Below are 19,441 nucleotides of genomic sequence, written 5' to 3'. Positions count from 1 at the left end.
GGTGGGGGGGGGGGTAAGAAATCAGTACGGAAACGGTGCACGTGCCATGGGAGGCAGCAACGCCTCAACCGCACGTGCGAGGGACAACAGATGCCGGTCGCTTCCCGCCGGTCCGTCGAGCGCCAGCCCCACGGGCATACCGTCACTCAGGCCGATCGGCAGTGAAACGCCAGGGATACCGGCGCAACTGCCGGGATCGGTGTTGCGGATGAAGGTGGGGAACACCGGGCAGAGGCGTCCGTTCAGTGCGAACTGCTGATCCTGCCCGACCGGTATCGCCGTGCTTGGGGTGGTCGGGAAGATCAGCGCAGCCAGTTGCTGGCTGGCGAAGACGTCGTCGTAGAGCGCCTGCAGCCGCCGGCGCCCCTGCATCGCCTGCCGGTAGGCATCCGCGGGAACGGCGGCAAGGCCTGTCAGCTCACCCACGATGGAGCGGACGTCTTCGCTGCGCACCTCGGCGATCAACTGGTCGTACGAGACGCCTCGCTGCCGACTTTCAAGGTAGTCGCCCATGTCGCGCACAAATTCATGGAGCACGATCGCCATGCTGATTTCGCCAGCGAGCTCCGCCAGGCCGGGTACATCGACCTGCACTATTTCGGCGCCGGCCTCCCGCACAGCAGACAGCGCAGCATCGGCACGGGCTCGCACACCTGGCGAGAGGTCGTCCCAGAAGTGAGAGCGGGGCACCCCCAGGCGCACGCCGCGCAGCGAAGTGGGTCCGAAGGTGGACCTGTCGCCCGCGAGCACGCCATCCAGCAACGCGAGGTCGTCGACGCTGCGGGCCAGCGGGCCCGCCGTATCGCGGGTGGTGGAGATGGGGGCGATGCCTTGTCCGCTGACACGTCCGGCCGAGGGACGAAAGCCGGCGACGCCGCACAGCGCCGCGGGAATGCGCACCGAGCCCCCGGTGTCGGTGCCGATGGCGACCGGTACCAGTCGTGCAGCCACGACCGCACCCGATCCGCCGCTGCTCCCACCCGGGATGCAGGAGGGTTCCCATGGATTTCTCACGGCGCCCGTCACGGCGTTGTTGCTCGTGATGCCCATGGCCAGTTCGTGCATGCCCACCTTGCCGGCGATCAGCGCGCCGGCGTCGCGAAGCCGCCGGACCACGTCAGCGTCCCGCGCCGGACGACGGCCATGCAGCGCCCCGGTGCCTGCGCCGCAGGGCATGCCGGCGACGTCGATGTTGTCTTTCAGCGCCACGGGAATGCCTAGCAGCGGCAGCCGCTCGCCGGCTTCCAGGCGTGCGTCCGCCTCGGCCGCCTGGCGCAGCAGTCCGACCGCATCGAAGTGCACGTAGCAGTTCAGCGAGGAGGCCGCTTCGGTGCGGGCGATCAATTGCTCGGCCAGGCGGGTGCTTCGCACCTGCCCACTGGAAAGAGCCTCAGCGAGCTCAGTGGCGGTGCAGTCGATCAGATCCATGGAATCTCCGGTTTCGAAGCCAGCAGGTTAGGGCCCGGGATTCCGATGGGCACCTATCGAGAAAGCTAGGGGGGGTCTGCACCAATGCGAGCTCCGCCGCCACTTCCTAGCATGGCCGCCATCACGCTTGCACGAAGCTTGCTTCCCGTTCCTCATGCACCTGAACTCAACCCAGACGCGGGCACTCGGCGACGTCATGCGGCTGCTCGCGGAAGCGGTCGATGCCGATGGCCTGCGAGAGGCACTGGCTCTGCCCATGCTCGAGTTGATGGCGGCCGATCGCTACGTCTCGATGGTCTGGAATGCCGACGCTCAGCGCTTTGGCAAGCTCACCTCGGCCCATGTGTCATCCGCCAGCCTGCGGGCCTGGGACGACTACTACCGGTTCATCGATCCGCTGACGAGCCCCATGATGGAGCGGCGCCGGCCCACCTTGGCGACGCAGATCCTTCGGCAGACCGACCTGATGCGCACGGAGTTCTTCAACGACTTTCTGGTCCCCGAGCAGATGCACTGGGGAATCAACGTCTACTTCTTCGAGCGCGATGTCGCGGTCGGCGACTTTCGCATCTGGCGCAAGCGCGAGCGTGGCAACTTCGACACCAACGAGATCGAGCTGCTTCGTATGGTGGAGCCCGCGATCTCCGCGGCGTTGGGCCGTCTCTGCTGGAAGCAGGAGAAAGCGCCGTCTCCCGAGTCGACCGAGCGCGCGGAAGAGGTGCTACAGCGCGCAGCGCACCTCAGCCAGCGCGAAGCCGAGGTGGCCTGGTTGGTGGCATGCGGCTGCCCCGACAAGGAGGTTGCTCGCAGGCTGGCGGTGGGCTACCCGACGGTGCGCTTCCATCTTGCCAACGCCTTCCGCAAGCTGCAGGCCGACAACCGCGCTGCGCTCGCCTCCCGCGTGCAGGCATTGGTGGAACTGCGCCGCCAGACGGTGGGGCGAGCCGCCATCAACTGACGCCGCCTTGTTCACAGTCGGGGCGACGTGGCGCGATAGCCCCGCGGCTGTGCGACCTGAGCTTCAACGACCGTTCGGGCTCGTCGCCGTCGACGTCGGCAGCGAAGCGATGTGCCATCTAGAGGTTCGCATTCATCGAGGCATCGCACGAAGCGATGCGGGGCTCACCCCTCACCGCCAAAACGCGCTCCCAGCTCGTCGACATTGCGGGCGCCGAGCAGGACCATGGTACGAACGAGATCCTCGCGCAGCGTATGCAACCATGCCTCGACGCCCGGTTGCCCGGACGTTGCGAGTGCGTAGAGGACGGGCCGCCCCACCAGCACGGCTTTCGCGCCTAACGCCAGCGCCTTCGCAACGTCGGTACCTCGCCGAATGCCGCTGTCCATGAGAACGGGAATTCGTTCTTCCACGGCAGCGATCACCGACGGAAGCGCCGAGATCGCCGACGGCGACGCGTCTAGCTGTCTTCCGCCGTGGTTGGAGACGATGAGGCCGTCGACACCGTGATCGAGCGCCCGGCGGGCGTCTTCGGCGTGCAGTATTCCTTTGAGCAGCAAGGGGCCCTTCCACAGCTCGCGTAACCAGCCGAGCTGCTCCCACGCCAGTGTGCGGTCCATCGCGCGTGCCAGCAGTGCCGCCTGCAAGGCCGGAGATGCCGCCTCGCCATCGTCGGGTCTCAGATTGGCAAAGTCTGGTGCGCCATGGCGTGCCATGCGCAAGGCCCAGCCGGGATGTCGCGCCACATCGAGCGCGAGCCGTGGCGTGGGATTGAACGGCAGGCGAAACCCGTTGCGCAGGTCGAGTTCCCGGTTGCCGCTGACCGGCACGTCCACCGTCAGGACCAATGCCTGGTAACCGGCGGTCTGCGCGCGACGCACAATGCGCTCGGCCATCTCCCGGTGCATTACGTACAGCTGCATCCACTGTTCGCCCTCCGGCGCCGCTGCCCGCACGTCCTCCAGCCGGGTGTTCGACGCCGTCGACAGCGCAAATGCGATTCCGGCTCCCGCCGCACTGCGCGCAATGGCGCGGTCGCCGTCGGGACGAATCAGACCGTTCAGCCCCGTCGGTGCGATCCCGACGGGCATCGTCCACCGCCGGCCGAAGAGCTGCACGCCGATGTCGAGCCCGCTGGTGTCGCGCAGAACCCTTGGCTTCAGGGTGCAGGCATCGAGGTCGGCGCGGTTGCGCTGCAGGCAGAGCCCCTCATCCGCAGCACCGTCGATGTAGTCGAACACGAACCGCGGCAGATGGCGCCGGGCCGCGGCACGCCAGTCATGCGCACTGAGCAACATGGAGCCGCACGCGCTCAGTCGAGCTTGATGTTGGCCGCCTTGATGACCGCACCCCAGCGGGCGCGTTCGGCCTTCACATACGCATTCATCTGCTCGGGCGTTCCCGGGACGGCTTCGATGGCCAGAGCCTGCATGCGTGCCTTGACCGGCTCGGACGCCAGCGCGCCCTGCAATGCCTTGGTCAACGCCGCAACCTGTTCTGTCGACGCACCGGATGGCACCACCAACCCCTGCCAGGCGAAGGCCTCGAAATCCGGCAAGCCCTGTTCTGCCAGCGTGGGCATGTCGGGCAACACCTTGACGCGGTTTGCGCTGGCCACCCCCAGTGCACGCAGGCGGCCACCCTGCAAGTGCGCGACCACGCTCGCGCTGTCCATCAGCGCCATCTGGACCTGACCACTCATGATGTCCTGAACCGCCAGCGCACCACCGCGGTATGGAACGTGCTGGAGGTTCAGCCCCGTCTTTTCCCGGAACAGCTCGCCGGCCAGATGCTGTGGGCTGCCGATGCCCGACGACGCGAAGCTGACGGGGGTCTTGCTGGCCTTGGCCCAGGCGACGAATTCCTTGAAGTTGGTCGCAGGCACCTGCGGACCGACCACCAGCACCAGGGGAAAGCGCCCGAGCAGACCCACCGACTTGAAGTCCTTGTCGGGATCGAAGGGCAGTTTGGAGAAGAGCCAGGGATTGGCCGCCAGCGTTGCGAAGTCGGCCGTGAACAGCATGTGGTCCGGCGTTTTCGACTTCGCGACATATTCGGCCGCAATGTTGGTGGCACCGCCCGGCTTGTTGTTGATGATGATGGTGCGACCGAGAGTCCTGCCCATCTGTTCGGCGATGGTGCGGGCGAGCGCATCGGAGCCGCCGCCTGCTGCATAGCCGACGACCCATTCTGTGGTGCGCCCGTCCTGCGCGAAAGAACACAACGGTACGGCGAGTGCGAGTGCCGTCACGGCACGGCGGGTGAGCTGGAATGCGGTCATGGGTTGTCTCCTGGGACTCGGTTGAAAAGCGGCTGTAAGAAGGTCATGCTTCCTCTGGTTGGGAAGCTGAACGCATGCGGAAATCACGGTGCGGTTCGCCACGTCGGGCGCATGGCTGCGAGGCCACCGTGCGTGTGGCGTCGAACCCCTCGCCCGCGGCTCAGAACGGGTAGTGGCGCTCCGAGGTCTGCACCGTGATCCAGCGCAGCTCTGTGAATGCATCAATGCCCGCCCGGCCACCGAAATGGCCGTAGCCCGACTCCTTGACGCCGCCGAAGGGCATCTGAGGCTCGTCATGCACGGTCGGCGCGTTGATGTGGCAGATGCCCGATTCGATGCGGCGGGCCACGTTCCAGGCCTTGGCGACGTCGCGGCTGAAGACCGCCGCAGAAAGCCCGAAAGCGTTGTCGTTGGCACAGGCGATGGCCGCCTCCACCCCATCGACGCGCACGATGGGCTTGACGGGTCCGAAGCTCTCTTCCTGATAGATACGCATGTCAGGCGTCACGAGGTCCAGCAGCGTGGCCGGCATCAGCGTCGAGTCGGCCTTGCCGCCGCACACCAGCTTCGCACCCTTGGCGAGCGCGTCGTCGATCAGCGCGTTGCAGCGCTCCACGGTGCGCATGTCCACCACCGAACCCAGCACCACCGGGCCTTGGCGCGGATCGCCCAGTGGCAGCGCGCTGGCTTTGGCGACGAGCTTGTCGACGAAGGCATCGGCCACTTTGCGGTCCACGATGATGCGCTCGGTCGACATGCAGATCTGGCCCGAGTTGGCGAAGGCGCCGAAGGCTGCGCCGTTGACGGCTGCGTCCAGGTCTGCGTCTTCGAGCACCAGCAGCGGCGCCTTGCCGCCCAGTTCCAGCACGCAGGGCTTGAGGTATTTGGCCCCCAGCGCCCCGATGATCCGGCCCACCTTCGTCGAGCCGGTGAAGTTGACGCGGCGCACTGCGGGATGGGCCACCATGGCCTCGACCACTTCTGCGGCATCCGCCGGGTCATTGGTGACGAAGTTGACCACCCCGGGCGGCAGTCCTGCTTCCTGCAGGGCTTCGATGATCAGGCCGTGGGTGGCGGGCGACAGCTCGGAGCCTTTCAGGACCACGGTGTTGCCACAGGCCAGCGGCGTCGCCACGGCCCGCACGCCCAGGATGACGGGTGCATTCCACGGCGCCATGCCCAGCACCACCCCTGCCGGCTGGCGCACGCCCATGGCCAGGCTGCCCGGCACGTCGGAAGGGATGACCTCGCCGCCGACCTGCGTGGTCAGCGACGCGGCCTCCTGCAGCATGCCGGCGGCCACGTGCACATTGAAGCCAGCCCAGATCGCCGAGCTGCCGGTCTCGGCGGCCATGGCGTCGGTGAACGCTTCGGCCTTGGCTTCCAGGGCAGCGGCCGCCTTGAGCAGCAGACCGCGGCGCGCTGTGGGACCCATCTGCGACCAGGCCGGAAAGGCCTTCTGTGCCGCCTCGACGGCGCGGATCGCGTCCTGCGTGCTCGCGGCGGGCGCACGCGTGGCCACCTGGCCGTCGAGCGGGTTGCGGCGCTCGAAGAAGCGTGCGCCGGCGGCGTCGCACTTCTGGCCGTCGATGAGAAGCTGGATCTGTTGCATGGGATGTCTCCGTTGGATCTGGGGAAGAAAAGCGGCAGGCCAGGCTTCAGGCCACGACCAGTTCGATGAGGCAGGGACCCGCGTGCGCCAGGGCGCCGCGGAGCGCGTCGCGCAGTGCCTCCGGCCGCTCGACGCGCTGGCCCGGCATCCCATGGCCGCGCGCCAGGGCCACGAAGTCGAGCCCGCGCAGGTCGGTTCCCTCCGGCGTGTCGCCAGGGGCATAGCCGAACACCGGCGCGAAGTCCTGCAGCGCGGCATAGCGCTGGTTGTTGAGGATCACGAAGGTCATATCCAGCTTCAGGCTCGCCGCAGTAAACAGCGCCTGGATCGAGTAAAGGCTGGAGCCATCGCCGATGAGCGCGATCACGCGCCCGGGCAAGCCACGCTTGCGCCGGCCCAGCGCCACGCCCACGGCGGCGGGCATGCCATGGCCCAGGCCGCCGCTGGCCATGGTGTAGAACGAATCGGCGCCATGCATGGGCAGGCAAGCCTGCATCACACCGCGCGAGCCCGGGGCCTCCTCGACGACCACGTCGTGCGGCTGGCGCGCCACATCCAGGGCCTGCAAAGCGTAGGCGACGGACATCGGCAGTTCGGCCTCGGCGCGGGGGGCGGTCGCGCGCGGTTCTGGCGCTTGGCGCTGCCGCCCCGGGCCGGGCGCGGTCAGCAGCGCAGGCACGGCGATCTGCAGGCTGGCGACGATGCTGTCGCCCGATGGCGTCCAGGCCGCCACGTGCGGGTCGTCGACGATCTGCCAGAGCACAGCGTGGGCCGGCACGTGCGGCCCCTGACCCTCCACGTGGTAGCTGAAGGCCGGAGCACCGAGCACCACGACCAGGTCGTGCGGCGCCAGCGCCTGGACGATGCGCTCGCGCAGCGGTGGCAGGAAGCCGGCAAACAACGGATGGCGCTCTGGAAAGCCGCAGCGGGCGCTCATCGGCGCGGTGTAGACGGTGGCGGCATGCCGCTCGGCCAGTGCGACGACCGCGTCCATGGCCCCGTCACGGTCGACGCCGGCGCCGACCACGAAAGCCGGGCGCTCGCAGGCGGCCAGCGCCTGCGCCAACCGGTGCAGCGCAGATGGCTCGGGCGCAACGGCATGGGTGACCTGACGCACCGGAACCCAGTCGGTAGGTCGGTCCCAGTCGTCCGCGGGAATCGAGATGAACACCGGACCGCACGGCGGCTGCATGGCGATCTGGTAGGCCCGCAGCAGCGCCAGCGGCACGTCTTCCGCACGAGCTGGCTCGATGGACCATTTCACATAAGGCCTTGGCAGCTCAGTGGCCTGGCTGGCCGACAGGAAGGGATCGAAGGGAAGAATGGAACGCGCCTGCTGGCCGGCCGTCACGATCAGCGGCGTCTGGTTGCGGAAGGCCGTGAAGATATTGCCCATGGCGTGCCCGACCCCTGCCGCGGAATGCAGGTTGACCAGGGCCGCATTGCGCGTGGCCTGCGCGTAACCGTCGGCCATGCCGACGACCACCGACTCCTGCAGGCCCAGCACATAGCGCAAATCCTTGGGAAAGTCCCGGAACATGGGCAGCTCGGTGGAGCCGGGATTGCCGAACACCGTGTCGATGCCCAGGTCGCGCATCAGGCGGAGGAAGGCATCGCGCACGGTGGGGCGCTGGGAGATGTCGGCGGGCATCGTGTCTCTTTTGGCTCAACAATCGAAGTGGCCGCAGTGTGGGCGCGCCGGCATCGCCGGGCAACAATATGAGCCTACTAAGTGATATTGGGCATACCAATAATGGAACAGCTCGACCTGAATCTCCTCCGGGTGTTCGACGTCATCTACCGCACGCGCAACGTCAGCCATGCCGCGCGGGAGCTGGGCATGTCTCAACCCTCCACCAGCCAGGCACTCACACGGCTTCGCCTGGCGCTGGGCGACCCCCTGTTCGAGCGAACGCATGGCGGCGTCCGGCCCACGCCGCGCGCCGACGATCTGGCCCGTACGGTCCAGGCCGGCTTGGCGCTCCTCGAGTCGGGACTGACGTCACGCAGCACCTTCGACCCCACACAGTCTTCCGCGGAGTTGCGCGTTCACCTCACGGACATCGGCGAAGCGCGCTTCCTTCCTGTCTTGATGCGGGAACTGCGCCGCGCAGCACCGGGCATCACGCTTCAAGCCCGCGCATGGCCTCAGGCGGAGGTGGGCAAGGCCCTGGACAGCGGCGACATCCATCTGGCCATCGGCTTTCTCCCAGAGCTCAAGAGCTCGGGCCATACCCAACTGCTGACGGATCGCTACGTCGTCCTGATCCGCGCCGGGCATCCGATCACACAACTGCTCAAGCGCAATGCGCTTTCCCTGAAGAGGTTGCAGACGCTGGACCTGATCGCCGTGCGCTCCCACACGCAGACCGTCGAGATGTTGCGCGCAGCGAATCTTGACAAGCAGATCAAGCTGACGACCTCCACTTTTCTTGCGCTGCCGGACCTGGTCAGAACGACGGATCTGGCAGTCCTGATGCCGCAGGCCATCGCCCGCGAGTTCACGCCGGCCAGACATCTGCTGCTGATGGACACGGATCTACCTGCGAACGAGTTCACCGTGTCAGTTCACTGGAGCCGAAGGCAGGAGCACACACCCCTGATCCGGTGGGCGCGGGATCTCGTCATCCGCTTGTTCCAGTCAACATAGCCGCATCGAGCGAATACTGCGCAGTGCTGGGCGGGTGAGCCGAAGTCAGCTTTGCGGGTGCCATGCTGGCACACGAACCGCGGCTTCAACCCGCCAGCAACGGCGTGTTCGAGCGCATAAGCACGCCGGGCACTGGCGAGCACGTCTGTCGGTCCAGCATTCCGGGAGGCCGGCTTGGATCGTCCCTGACTATTTCCGCCGCACTGCTAGGCATCCTCACCGACGAAGCGTTGCACAAGGGGCCCTACACAGCATTCCCGTTGCAGGCGTGGGACGCCCAAACCCTGTGCCTGTCCTATGCGGAGCTCCCTGCGATGCAATCGCAGTCGGTGTCGAGCGGCCCTTGCGCGCCTTCGACGTTGCTTCGGGGGCGCGGCTCGCCGAATCGCTGACGAGCCAGGCTTGCGGGCATTTACAGGCGGCTCGGGCTTTTGTCCTCCAGCCGCCTCGTTCGATGACATGGACGACGATATCCCGTTCTAGGCTCACCGCCGACAGGTGCTTGGCCCAGCGGGACTTCGCTCACAAGCGGACGGTCCCACAGTGGCGCGACGCCACCAGACTTGCACAGCAGGCGCGGTGGTCAGTAGCTGTCGATCGCCAGCGCCGAGACACTCTCTGCGCCGTCGACGATGCTGTCTCGCAGGCCAGGCGCCTTGGTGAGGATGTGTTCGGCGTAGAAGCGCGCCGTGGCCACCTTGGCCTGCATGAAGGCCGCGTCCTGCTCCTGGGCCTCGGGCGTCAGCGCCACCAGCAGCGAGCGGCCCAGTTGCCAGCCAGCCACCAGGTTGCCGGCCAGCATCAGGTAGGGCACGCTGCCCGCGTACACCGCATTCGGGTCGCCCTTGGCCTGGCCGGCGATGAAGTCCACCACGTCCAGGTAGGCCTCACGCGCGGCCTTCAGGCGCTGCGCCACAGCTTTCGCGTCGTCGCTGGGGCTGGCCAGCAGTTCGGCCTCGGTCTTCTCGACCTGCGCCGCGATGGCACGCGCGGCCTGGCCGCCGTCACGCGCCGTCTTGCGGCCCACCAGGTCGTTGGCCTGGATGGCGGTCGTGCCTTCGTAGATGGTCAGGATCTTGGCGTCGCGGTAGTACTGGGCGGCGCCGGTCTCCTCGATGAAGCCCATGCCACCGTGCACCTGCACCCCCAGCGAGGTCACCTCCAGGCTCATCTCGGTGCTGTAGCCCTTGACCAGCGGCACCAGGAATTCATAGAAGGCCTGGTTCTGTTTGCGCACCTCGGCGTCCTCGTGGTGGTGGGCGGCGTCGTAGGCTGCTGCGGCCACGCTGGCCATGGCGCGGCAGCCCTCGGTGTACGCCCGCATGGTCATCAGCATGCGGCGCACGTCGGGGTGGTGGATGATCGGCGCGCTCTTCGTCATCGAACCGTCGACCGGTCGGCTCTGTACGCGTTCTCGCGCATAGGCCACCGCGTGCTGGTAGGCCCGCTCCGCCACCGCGATGCCCTGCACACCCACGGCATAGCGGGCGGCGTTCATCATGATGAACATGTACTCCAGGCCGCGGTTCTCCTCGCCCACCAGGTAGCCGATGGCGCCCCCGTTGTCGCCATACTGCAGCACGGCGGTGGGGCTGGCCTTGATGCCCAGCTTGTGCTCGATGCTCACGCAGTGCACGTCGTTGCGCGCGCCCAGTGAGCCGTCCTCATTGACCATGAATTTGGGCACCACGAACAGGCTGATGCCCTTGACGCCCTCCGGCGCGCCGCTCACGCGGGCCAGCACCAGGTGCACGATGTTCGGCGCCATGTCATGCTCGCCGTAAGTGATGAAGATCTTGGTGCCGAAGACCTTGTAGCTGCCATCGGGCTGCGGCTCGGCCCGGCTGCGCACCAGGGCCAGGTCGCTGCCGGCCTGCGGCTCCGTGAGGTTCATGGTGCCGGTCCATTCGCCGCTGACCAGCTTTTCCAGATAAGTGGCCTTCAGCTGGTCGGAGCCGGCCGTCAGCAGCGCCTCGATGGCGCCATCGGTCAGCAGCGGGCACAGCGCGAAGCTGAGGTTGGCGCTGTTGACCATCTCGCCGCAGGCCGCGCCGATGGTCTTGGGCAGGCCCTGGCCGCCGAAGTCGGCAGGATGCTGCAGGCCCTGCCAGCCGCCTTCGGCGTACTGGCGGAAGGCGTCCTTGAAGCCGGGCGTGGTGCGCACCTCGCCGTCCTTGAAGGACGAAGGGTCGCGGTCACCCGCCACGTTCAGCGGCGCGATCACGTCCTGCGTCAGCTTGGCGCATTCCTCCAGCACGGCGGCGGCGGTGTCCAGACCGGCATCTTCGAAGCCGGGCAGCTTGGCGATCTCGTCGATTTGCGCCAGATGCTGGATGTCGAACAGCATGTCCTTCATGGGGGCGGTGTAGCTCATATCAGCGAATTGGTTGGTATGCCTGCGCCGCAGGCGTGAACGCTACCGGCACGACGCCGTATGCGCCGCGCCGCCCGAGGCAGTGCTCGAGGGTGTTGACCCTCGGCTATTCCGGGTGCTCTTGCTGCTCCAGTTGCAGCTCCATCTTCTCGTGCGCATCGACGAGTCGCGCCAGGAGCTTCATGAAGACCTCCCGGTCCTCCGGAGGCAGCGGTTCGATCAGCAGTTCCTGCGATCGATGAATGCTCTCCTGCAGGTCGTTGATGAGCTTCAAGCCCTCCGCGGTGATGACGGACAGCCTGGAACGGCGGTCCTCGGGGTTCACGCGCGTCTCGACAAGTCCCTTGTCCGCCAGGCGCTTGAGCACCTCGGCCGTCGTCGTACGGTCCAGCGAGAGCTCCCGACCGATGGCCTTCTGATCCAGCCAAGGGTTCATCGATAGTGCCGTGAGCATGCCCACCTGGAGAGGCGTGATGCTCTCGGATTTGCACAGATCGAAAAACAGTGCCTGGCCAATCTGGGTAAGTCGGCGAATCAGGAAGCCAGGGCGACGCCACATCACCTCGCGCAGCGGATTAAAGGGCTGGGCACCCTGCCGCTTCACCGGCGCTGCCGACCCACCCTTCTTCTCTTTGGCCACGGAGGAACGCTTCGTCATGTCGAGATTGCCAATACTTGCTCCATCGAGTGTATCGACTGCCTCATTGGCCAAAGCACGATGCAAACGTCCCAACGCCGCTGCCGACGCTAGGAGAATTCAACCTCAAGATGCTCGCCCAGCAAACGGTAGAACGAATCTTCGTCGTCCCAGGGGATCATGTGCCCGGCGCCGTGCACTACGCACTGCGTCAAGCCCGGCGCCAGCACCTTGATCTCTGCCAGGTCGTCCGGGAGCACTGTGCCGCCCTTCCCCGCCGCCATCAGTAATCCGGGTGTCCTGAGGCTGGCCAGATCGCTATGGATGTCGTCGTCGTGGAAGCCGGCATGCGCCTGGGCAATCGCCTCCTCGCTGCACGTGTGCAGCCATTCGGCCCGCAGTTGCAGCTGTTCGTCGGTCCAAGTGGGCGCGTAGGGGCGCAGTTCCTCGGCCGAGATACCCTGTGCAGCCAGCCGGATGGAATTCACGTACCACGACAGCGGCACCGGATAGGGGCGGCGACCCGGGCCGGAGACTGGGGGATCGATCAGCAGCAACCGATCGATGCGCCGAGCGTCTCGCGTGGCCGCGCGGATCGCGACGCGGGCGCCCATGGAGTGCCCGAGCAGCGTCACAGGAGCCCAACCCTGCAGCGCCATCAGCTCGACCACATCGCTTGCCATGGCGTCGAGACTCGCGTCCATGCCGGGCCCGCTGAACGACAGGCCCCGCCCCCGGAAGTCCAGGACGTGGACGTCGAAGTGGCGAGCCAGCCGCTCGGCGACGAAGCCCCAGGTGATCGCGGGACTGGTGATGCCCGGAAGCAGCAGCATGCAGGGACCCTGCCCGCCATAGCGCAGCAGGTGCAGGCGAACCCCGTTGGCACGGACTTGGTACCCATGAAGAAAGTGGCTCAATGCAGTTCCTCGGTTGTCCGCTCAGCAGCCCCGATCAGCCCGTGGCACGTCGGAGCTTGGGTCGACAGAAGTGGGCGCCGTCTTCTCTCAGGCGTGGCGACACATGACGGGGAAAGTCTCATGAGCGCGGCCCCGCTCCGAACCAGCTGCGAATCCGGTCCCACAGCACGCTCCACATCATCCCGGCCATGGACACGGTGGGGGGTGTTCCCTCAATCGGACCCGCTTGCCCGCTTAGCCGGCGCGAGATCTGGTGGCCAAAGTCGGCCACCATGCGGCGCACGAAATCCTTCACGAGGCCCGAGCGCGAGAATTGCGCGAGCGGGCCCTGCAGCGCGTAGATCATGTCCACGTGGACCCGGGTGCTGTCGGCGGACAGCGCCTCGAGCCGATAGGTGATGTCGCCCTGGGTGCGCGACTTGCTCAGGCTGTCCTGGCCTGCGCCCCTCAGGACGGCGCGCTTGGCGGCGTCATCGCGCTCCAGCCGCGCCGCGCCGGCGAACGCGGCGGACATCGGGCCGAACTTGATCGCGATGGTGCCCTTGACCCACTCCCCCTCGTGCGAGTCGACAGTCGCCCCGGGCAGGCATGACGCCACCGCAGGAAGGTCGCCCATGAACTCCCACACCCTCTCAAGCGGATGGGGCACATCGAAGAAGACCTCGATCGCGTTGCCCTTCGCCTTGGCCTTGGCCATCGCCACGGGATCGACTTCCGCCATGTCGGCCGCACCGGCCGGGTTGGCCGTGGCGCCCTTGCCCGGCGCGGGCGCCGACGGATCGGCAGCCACCACAGCGGCAGCACGCTGAACTGCCACTGTCCGCGGCGCCGTCAATCGGTGGCGCAGTCGCTCGAACTGCGCGTCGGGCGTGTCGCGCTGCTGCTGCAGCACATCCAGGATGGCATCCACGATGCCTTGGTAGCCCGTGCATCGGCACAAGTTACCGGACAGCTCCAGACGCACGCGCGCCTCGTCGGCATCCGGCAGCCGAAGCACGATGTCCCGCGCCGTGGCCAGCATCCCGGGCGTGCAGAAGCCGCACTGCAGCGCATGGTGTCGCGTGAACGCCTGCCGCAGCAACTGCATCGCGGCGTCCCCGTCGTAGCCCTCGATGGTGGTGACTTCATGACCTTCGCACGCCACGGCGAAGGTGATGCAGGAGCGCGTGGGCTGGCCATCCACAAGCACCGTGCAGGCGCCGCATACGCCATGTTCGCAGCCGAGGTGCGTGCCGGTGAGGCGGAGCTCATCGCGCAGGAAGTCGGCCAGATGCGTCCTGGGCTCGGCCGCCCGGCTGACGCTTCGACCATTGACGTGAATGCTGATCGGGTCCAAGTGCTTCTACTCCGCGGGTTGTGTGCCGGCCAGGACGCCGGACTGCTCGAGTGCGCGCTCCACGCATGCGGTGAAGAGCTTCTGGTCGATGGCGTCGCGCTCGGGCAGCGCAGCGCGCACGGCTGCCCGCAGCGACTCGCGATCAGCGGCACTGGCGCCCCGACGCTGGATCTCGGCCGCGAGGGCATGCAAGAGGATTGGAGGACCATCCGCGGCCCCCAGGACGATCCGCGCACGCTGCAGCGAAGCGTCGACGTAGACCGCCGCGCTCGCTTCCGCGAACTCGCCCGGCTTTCGACAGACCTTGTGGTAGCCCCAGTGCGTCGCAGCGGTCTGCGCCGGCACCGCGACGGAGACGATCAGTTCATCAGGCTCGAGCACAGTCGTATAGGCGCCGAGCATGAACGCATCGACCTCGACCGTGCGTTCGCCTCGCGGCGATCGGGCCACCATCCGCGCGCCGAGTGCCGCCAGCACCACCACCCAATCGGCCGCCGGATCGGCATGCGCCAGGCTTCCGCCCAGGGTGCCTCGCGTGCGGATTGCGCGGTAGGCAATGCCGGCGGCCACCTGGCGCATGGGGTGCTCGGCCAGAGGGGTGTGTATGCCGTCCTCGATCTCCGCATGGGTGACGGCGGCGCCGATCTCGATCCAGCCAGCCTTGCGGCTGACCGTGCGCAAGCTGGCGATCTGGGCGACATCGACCACCTGCGCCGGCCGCGCCAGCCGCAGATTGAGCATGGGGCCGAGGGATTGGCTGCCGCCCATGGCCTTTGCCGTGCCCGCGCCCGCCACCAGTGCCGAGATCGCGTCGTCGATCGAGAGAACGCGCGTGTACGCAAACTTCGGTGCCTTCATTGCGTGTCCTCCTTCTCGCGCTTGGTGTTCTCGAGTGCCGCGAGCAATCGGCGTGGCGTCAGCGGCGTCATGAGCACCTCGGCAGCACCGGAGCCGCGCAGGGCGTCATTCACCGCATTGAAGATCACCGCGGGCGGTGCAATCGCCCCTCCCTCCCCCACGCCCTTGGCGCCGAACTCCGTGTGCGGCGACGGCGTCTCGAAATGGTCGATGCGAATGCGCGGCACCTCGGTCGCGCCGGGAAGGATGTAGTCCGCCAGCGTGGACGCCAGAGGCTGACCCTGTTCGTCGTACGGGCTCTCCTCGTACATCGCAGTGCCGATGCCTTGCGCAATGCCGCCAATGGTCTGACCCTCGACGATCATCGGATTGACCATGGTCCCGCAGTCCTCGACGACCACGTAGTCGAGGATCTCGACCTCTCCCGTCTCGGTGTCGACGGCCACCACCACGGCGTGTGTGGCATACGTGAAAGTGCCGGTGTCGACGGCAGGCTTGTACGCGCGTGAGACCTCCAGGCCGCCCAGATGAACGTTGGCGGGCAAGTCCTGCGGCGTCAGGTACCAGGCGCCACCGACCTCCGACAGTGGAATCGACTTGTCGCCCGACACTGCGCGTCCTTCGATCAATGCAACGGTCTGCGCATCTACCCCCATGAGATAGCCGGCGATCGACTGGATGCGCGGCAGGAGCTCCTTGCAGGCGACCGAGATGGCACCGCCCGACATGACGGTGGCGCGCGACGCGTAGGTCCCCGAGGAGAACGGCGTGAGCGCGGTGTCGCCATGCACCACCCGGATCCTTCCGACCGGAATGCCGAGAACGTCATTGGCGATCTGCGCGAAGCTGGTCTCCATGCCCTGACCATGCGAGTGCACGCCTACGCGAACCTCAAGGCCGCCGTCCGCCGTCATCCTGACGACTGCCTGGTCGAAGCCGGGCACCACGGGCAGGCCCCAGTTGGCGAACACCGTCGTCCCATGGGCCGACTGCTCGGTGTATGTGGCGGTGCCGAAGCCAATGAGGCGTCCGTCCGGCTCACCACGCGCCTGGCGCTTGCGAACGGCGTCCAGTCCGATCATCTCGACCGCACGGCGCAGGCTTGCCGGAAAGTCGCCGCTGTCGAAGTGCTTGTTGGCCACGTTGACGTAGGGCATGGCTGAGGCCGGCACCAGGTTCTCCAGCCGGACCTCCCAGGGCTCACGGCCCACCTCCCGCGCCACGGCATCCATGAGAAGTTCGATCGCGAAGCACACGCCAGTGCGCGCCACGCCGCGGTAGGCCATGAACCCGGGCTTGTTGGTCGCCACGCACACGGTTTCACACCGGTAGCCTCGGAAGCTGTACGGACCGGGCAGGTTTCCGATCGCCTGGCCGGGCTCAAGTCCGACGAAGAAGGGATAGTAGGAATAGGCACCGCCATCAATGGTGATGACCGCATCAAGGGCCAGCAGCTTGCCCGTGCGGTCCGCATAGGCCGTGAGCTGGTAGTGATGCTGCCGCGTGTTGGCGCCGACGATCAGGTGCTCGCGCCGATCCTCGAGGTAGCGAAACGGCGTGCGGTAGGTCTTGGCCAGCCAGGCGACACAGAGGTCTTCGGGATAGAGCTGCCCCTTATAGCCGAAGGCACCGCCGACGTCAGGCGACACGACGCGCACCGCCTCCTCGTTCATCCCAAGGTGCTGAGCGATGCCGACGCGAAGCAGATGCGGGACCTGGGTGGCACTGACGACGACCAGCTGATCGGTCTGGAAATCCCAGTAGGCCAGGACCGACTTGCCTTCCAACGGAACGATGCACTGGCGCGACAGCTCGACTGTGCGGCTGACCTTCACCTCGGCCTGGGCGGCAAGCGCGTCGAAGTCGCGGTCAGCACGCAGCGTGAGAAAGACGTTGTCCTTCCATTCGGGATGCATGAACTCGCCCGTTGCCGCGAGAGCCGACTCGGCGCTGTAGTAAACGGGCAATTCTTCGTACGAGACGTCCACCTCTTCCAGCAGGTCTTCCGCGATGGCACGCGTGGGAGCGACCGCCATGGCGACGGCCTCCCCAACGTGACGGACCTTGCCCGACGCCAAAGGCGGCAATGCCGAGTACTGGTACGTGGGCACCGAAGACGGCGATCCGATGTCCGCCGCGTCCGCCATCATGTCCCGCACGAACACCTTTCCCGCCAGAGCGTCGGGAATGTCCACATCAGTGACCTTCGCATGCGCCAGAGGGCTACGCAGAAACGCAACCTCCTGAAGGCCCGGCAGCACGAAATCGCCCACGAAGTTGCCCTTGCCCACCAGGTGGCGCGCATCTTCCTTTCGAGGAACCCGGGCGCCGATGCCCTCGCGCTTCAAGAGCCTCGCTGGAATGTCTGCTCGGTCCATGCAATTCCTTTTCCTTGAGTTGTTTGCTGGTGCCCGACCCCGTCGAGCCTGTCCACCACCGGTCAAGCCCAGGCGATCCACATGCGAGAGCAGGACTCTTCTCCGCATACCGCTCGGAACCCAGCGCCAGCTTCAGCAGCACCGCCACTATATGACAGTTCACTGAGCACTAGTATAGGAGCAATGCTGGGCACAGAGAGTTTGCTTCCGTCGATGCAAACCCTAGATGTCATGAAGCCTTAGATTGGTGCATTTCATTGGTAATAACGCCCATATTTGGGGTTTTTACTGATCACTCGAAGCCTACTCTGGTGCAGTTTCCGCCAGTGCAAACCCGCACTTGAAGTCAACCGCGAATCTCAATAATATGACAGTTCACTGACTACTTTTGAGAGATCCGGGAGCCACCGGATGAAGCCATGAACTGGATCAAAGTCGCTTCGGCGCGAGACCTGCAAAACGATGAAGCGAAGACCGTCAACGTCGCGGGCCACGGCGTCGCGCTCTTTCGTATAGACGACGAATTCTTCGCCACGGACAGCATGTGCACGCATGCCACCGCGCTTCTGGCGGAGGGTTACATCGAGGACGGTTGTGTCGAATGCCCGCTGCATCAGGGGCGTTTCGACATTCGCACTGGCAAGGCGATGTGCGCGCCGGTCACCGTCGACCTGCGCACGCATGCCGTCAGGCAGGATGGCGATGACATCTACGTGATGTCGCCGGATCAGAAATGACCGCACCTGGCGTTGTCATCGTGGGTGCCGGACAGGCTGCGGCAGTGGCTGCGCACGCGCTGCGCGAACACGGCTACCGCGGTCGCATCACGATGCTCGGGCGGGAGCCCCACAAGCCGTACGAGCGGCCCCCACTGTCCAAAGCCGTATTGGTGGCGCCCGAGGAGCCGAGCCTCGACGTGTTCGCCCAGGATGTCTGGGCACTGGGCGACATCGATGTGCAGAGCAGCAGCGAGGCGATTGCCCTCGATCTCTCCGGCCAGTCGGTTCGCCTTGCCGACGGCGAGGTGCTTCCGTACGACATGTGCCTGCTTGCCACCGGCGGTGAAGCCCGCACGCTCGCATGTGCCCCGATGGGCAGACCGCACGTGCACTACGTGCGCACGCTCGACGATGCGCGACGACTTCGCGCCGCCCTCCAGGGCCAGCCACAGGTCGCGATCCTCGGCGGCGGCTTTCTCGGCCTCGAGATCGCCCATTCCGCGCTGGCGACCGGGGCGGCTGTGACGGTGATCGAACGCGCGCCATCCCTGCTCGATCGCTTCCTCCCGCCGGAGGCGTCGGCCTGGCTCGAATCCGGTCTGCGGCAGGCAGGTGCGCACCTCCTGCTCGGCGCCGTCCTCGAACGCATCGACATTCTGCCCCTGGGCCGCATGCGCCTGTCGACCCATGCCGGCGCACTGGAAGCGGACGAGGTCGTCGTCGCCATCGGCCTCTCGCCAAACGATGCACTGGCGCGCGCGGCCGGCCTGGATGTCGCCGAAGGCGGCGGCGTCCTCGTCGACGCGCAGTGCCGCACCAGCGACAGGAACGTGTTCGCGTGCGGCGACTGCACCAGCCAGCAACGCCCTGGGTACGAAGCACCAATGCGCCTGGAATCCTGGCAGAACGCCAACGAGCAGGCTCGTAGCGCCGTTGCCGCCATGGTCGGTGCGACCGCCCCAGCACCGGCGGTGCCCTGGTTCTGGACCGACCAGGGCCGGCACAACATCCAGATGCTGGGTCTGCCAGCCCCTGGTCTCGAGTACGTGCGCCGCGGCGACCCCGCCACCGGCAAGGCGCTGTGGATCGGCCACCGCGGCGGCGTTCCGTTGCACGGCGTGGCGATCAACGCCGGCGCCGATCTCCGCGCCATCCGGCCCCTCTTCGAGCAGGGGGAGCCGGTGCTGCTTGATGAATTCCAGCGTGACGCTGCCGAGCTGCGCGCATGGGCCAAGCAAATGCGAGGCGGCACACCGCCCACCGTTCAACCACCTCTCACAGCCTAAGGAGCAT

General features: G+C 66.7%; 15 protein-coding genes. 4 read left to right on the top strand and 11 right to left on the bottom strand.

The annotated features are described in order from the left end of the window. Positions 1-21 precede the first annotated feature (21 nt). On the bottom strand, positions 22-1,428 hold the full coding sequence (gene iaaH / locus ACT54X_RS06020; RefSeq protein ID WP_476345539.1) for an indoleacetamide hydrolase: 1,407 nt from the start codon (positions 1,426-1,428) through the stop codon (positions 22-24). Between the two features lie 196 nt (positions 1,429-1,624). Between iaaH and ACT54X_RS06015 the strand changes: the two genes are divergently transcribed. Then, positions 1,625-2,386 carry a helix-turn-helix transcriptional regulator gene (locus ACT54X_RS06015; RefSeq protein WP_476345537.1) on the top strand — a complete coding sequence of 254 codons (762 nt, stop codon included), beginning with the start codon at positions 1,625-1,627 and terminating at the stop codon, positions 2,384-2,386. Positions 2,387-2,550: 164 nt separating this feature from the next. Here the strand turns inward: ACT54X_RS06015 and ACT54X_RS06010 are convergent, their stop codons facing one another. From ACT54X_RS06010 to mdlC, 4 genes are all read right to left on the bottom strand, one after another. Beyond that, positions 2,551-3,684, bottom strand: a complete 1,134-nt coding sequence (locus ACT54X_RS06010; RefSeq protein ID WP_476345535.1) for an alpha-hydroxy acid oxidase — start codon at positions 3,682-3,684, stop codon at positions 2,551-2,553. Between the two features lie 14 nt (positions 3,685-3,698). Next, on the bottom strand, positions 3,699-4,667 hold the full coding sequence (locus tag ACT54X_RS06005) for a Bug family tripartite tricarboxylate transporter substrate binding protein (protein ID WP_476345534.1): 969 nt from the start codon (positions 4,665-4,667) through the stop codon (positions 3,699-3,701). A gap of 160 nt (positions 4,668-4,827) precedes the next feature. Continuing rightward, complete coding sequence (locus ACT54X_RS06000; RefSeq protein WP_476345532.1) at positions 4,828-6,279, bottom strand: aldehyde dehydrogenase; 1,452 nt, start codon at positions 6,277-6,279, stop codon at positions 4,828-4,830. 46 nt (positions 6,280-6,325) lie between these two features. Further along, the gene (mdlC, locus tag ACT54X_RS05995; RefSeq protein ID WP_476345530.1) at positions 6,326-7,930 is read right to left on the bottom strand and encodes a benzoylformate decarboxylase; all 1,605 of its coding nucleotides are present in this window, start codon (positions 7,928-7,930) and stop codon (positions 6,326-6,328) included. Between the two features lie 102 nt (positions 7,931-8,032). On the opposite strand from mdlC, the gene ACT54X_RS05990 reads away from it, so the two are divergent. Beyond that, the gene (locus ACT54X_RS05990; protein WP_476345528.1) at positions 8,033-8,929 is read left to right on the top strand and encodes a LysR substrate-binding domain-containing protein; all 897 of its coding nucleotides are present in this window, start codon (positions 8,033-8,035) and stop codon (positions 8,927-8,929) included. 583 nt (positions 8,930-9,512) lie between these two features. On the opposite strand, the gene ACT54X_RS05985 is transcribed toward ACT54X_RS05990, so the two are convergent. The 6 genes from ACT54X_RS05985 to ACT54X_RS05960 form a co-directional block, all read right to left on the bottom strand. Then, positions 9,513-11,303, bottom strand: a complete 1,791-nt coding sequence (locus ACT54X_RS05985) for an acyl-CoA dehydrogenase (RefSeq protein ID WP_476345526.1) — start codon at positions 11,301-11,303, stop codon at positions 9,513-9,515. A gap of 106 nt (positions 11,304-11,409) precedes the next feature. Then, positions 11,410-11,961 (bottom strand): MarR family winged helix-turn-helix transcriptional regulator, encoded by a 552-nt coding sequence (locus tag ACT54X_RS05980; RefSeq protein ID WP_476345524.1) that lies wholly within the window; start codon positions 11,959-11,961, stop codon positions 11,410-11,412. Between the two features lie 89 nt (positions 11,962-12,050). Further along, complete coding sequence (locus ACT54X_RS05975) at positions 12,051-12,857, bottom strand: alpha/beta fold hydrolase (protein WP_476345522.1); 807 nt, start codon at positions 12,855-12,857, stop codon at positions 12,051-12,053. 118 nt (positions 12,858-12,975) lie between these two features. After that, positions 12,976-14,193: a xanthine dehydrogenase family Fe-S subunit gene (locus tag ACT54X_RS05970; RefSeq protein WP_476345520.1), complete on the bottom strand. Its 1,218-nt coding sequence runs from the start codon at positions 14,191-14,193 to the stop codon at positions 12,976-12,978. 6 nt (positions 14,194-14,199) lie between these two features. Next, the gene (locus ACT54X_RS05965) at positions 14,200-15,051 is read right to left on the bottom strand and encodes an FAD binding domain-containing protein (protein WP_476345519.1); all 852 of its coding nucleotides are present in this window, start codon (positions 15,049-15,051) and stop codon (positions 14,200-14,202) included. Beyond that, positions 15,048-17,429, bottom strand: coding sequence for a xanthine dehydrogenase family protein molybdopterin-binding subunit (locus ACT54X_RS05960; protein ID WP_476345518.1), 2,382 nt, complete (start codon positions 17,427-17,429; stop codon positions 15,048-15,050). The genes ACT54X_RS05965 and ACT54X_RS05960 overlap by 4 nt, the downstream gene beginning before the upstream one ends. A gap of 419 nt (positions 17,430-17,848) precedes the next feature. Here ACT54X_RS05960 and ACT54X_RS05955 point away from each other — a divergent pair, with 419 nt between their 5' ends. Then, entirely contained in the window at positions 17,849-18,166 is a 318-nt protein-coding gene (locus ACT54X_RS05955; protein WP_476345516.1) for a non-heme iron oxygenase ferredoxin subunit, read from the top strand. Further along, positions 18,163-19,434, top strand: coding sequence for an NAD(P)/FAD-dependent oxidoreductase (locus ACT54X_RS05950; protein WP_476345514.1), 1,272 nt, complete (start codon positions 18,163-18,165; stop codon positions 19,432-19,434). Before ACT54X_RS05955 ends, ACT54X_RS05950 begins: the two co-directional genes overlap by 4 nt. Positions 19,435-19,441 lie beyond the last annotated feature (7 nt).

The sequence above is a fragment of the Pseudacidovorax sp. DMC4 genome, assembly GCF_056314265.1.
The sequence above is the reverse complement of the archived record's forward strand: the minus strand, read 5'-3'. Positions and strand labels throughout refer to the sequence as shown.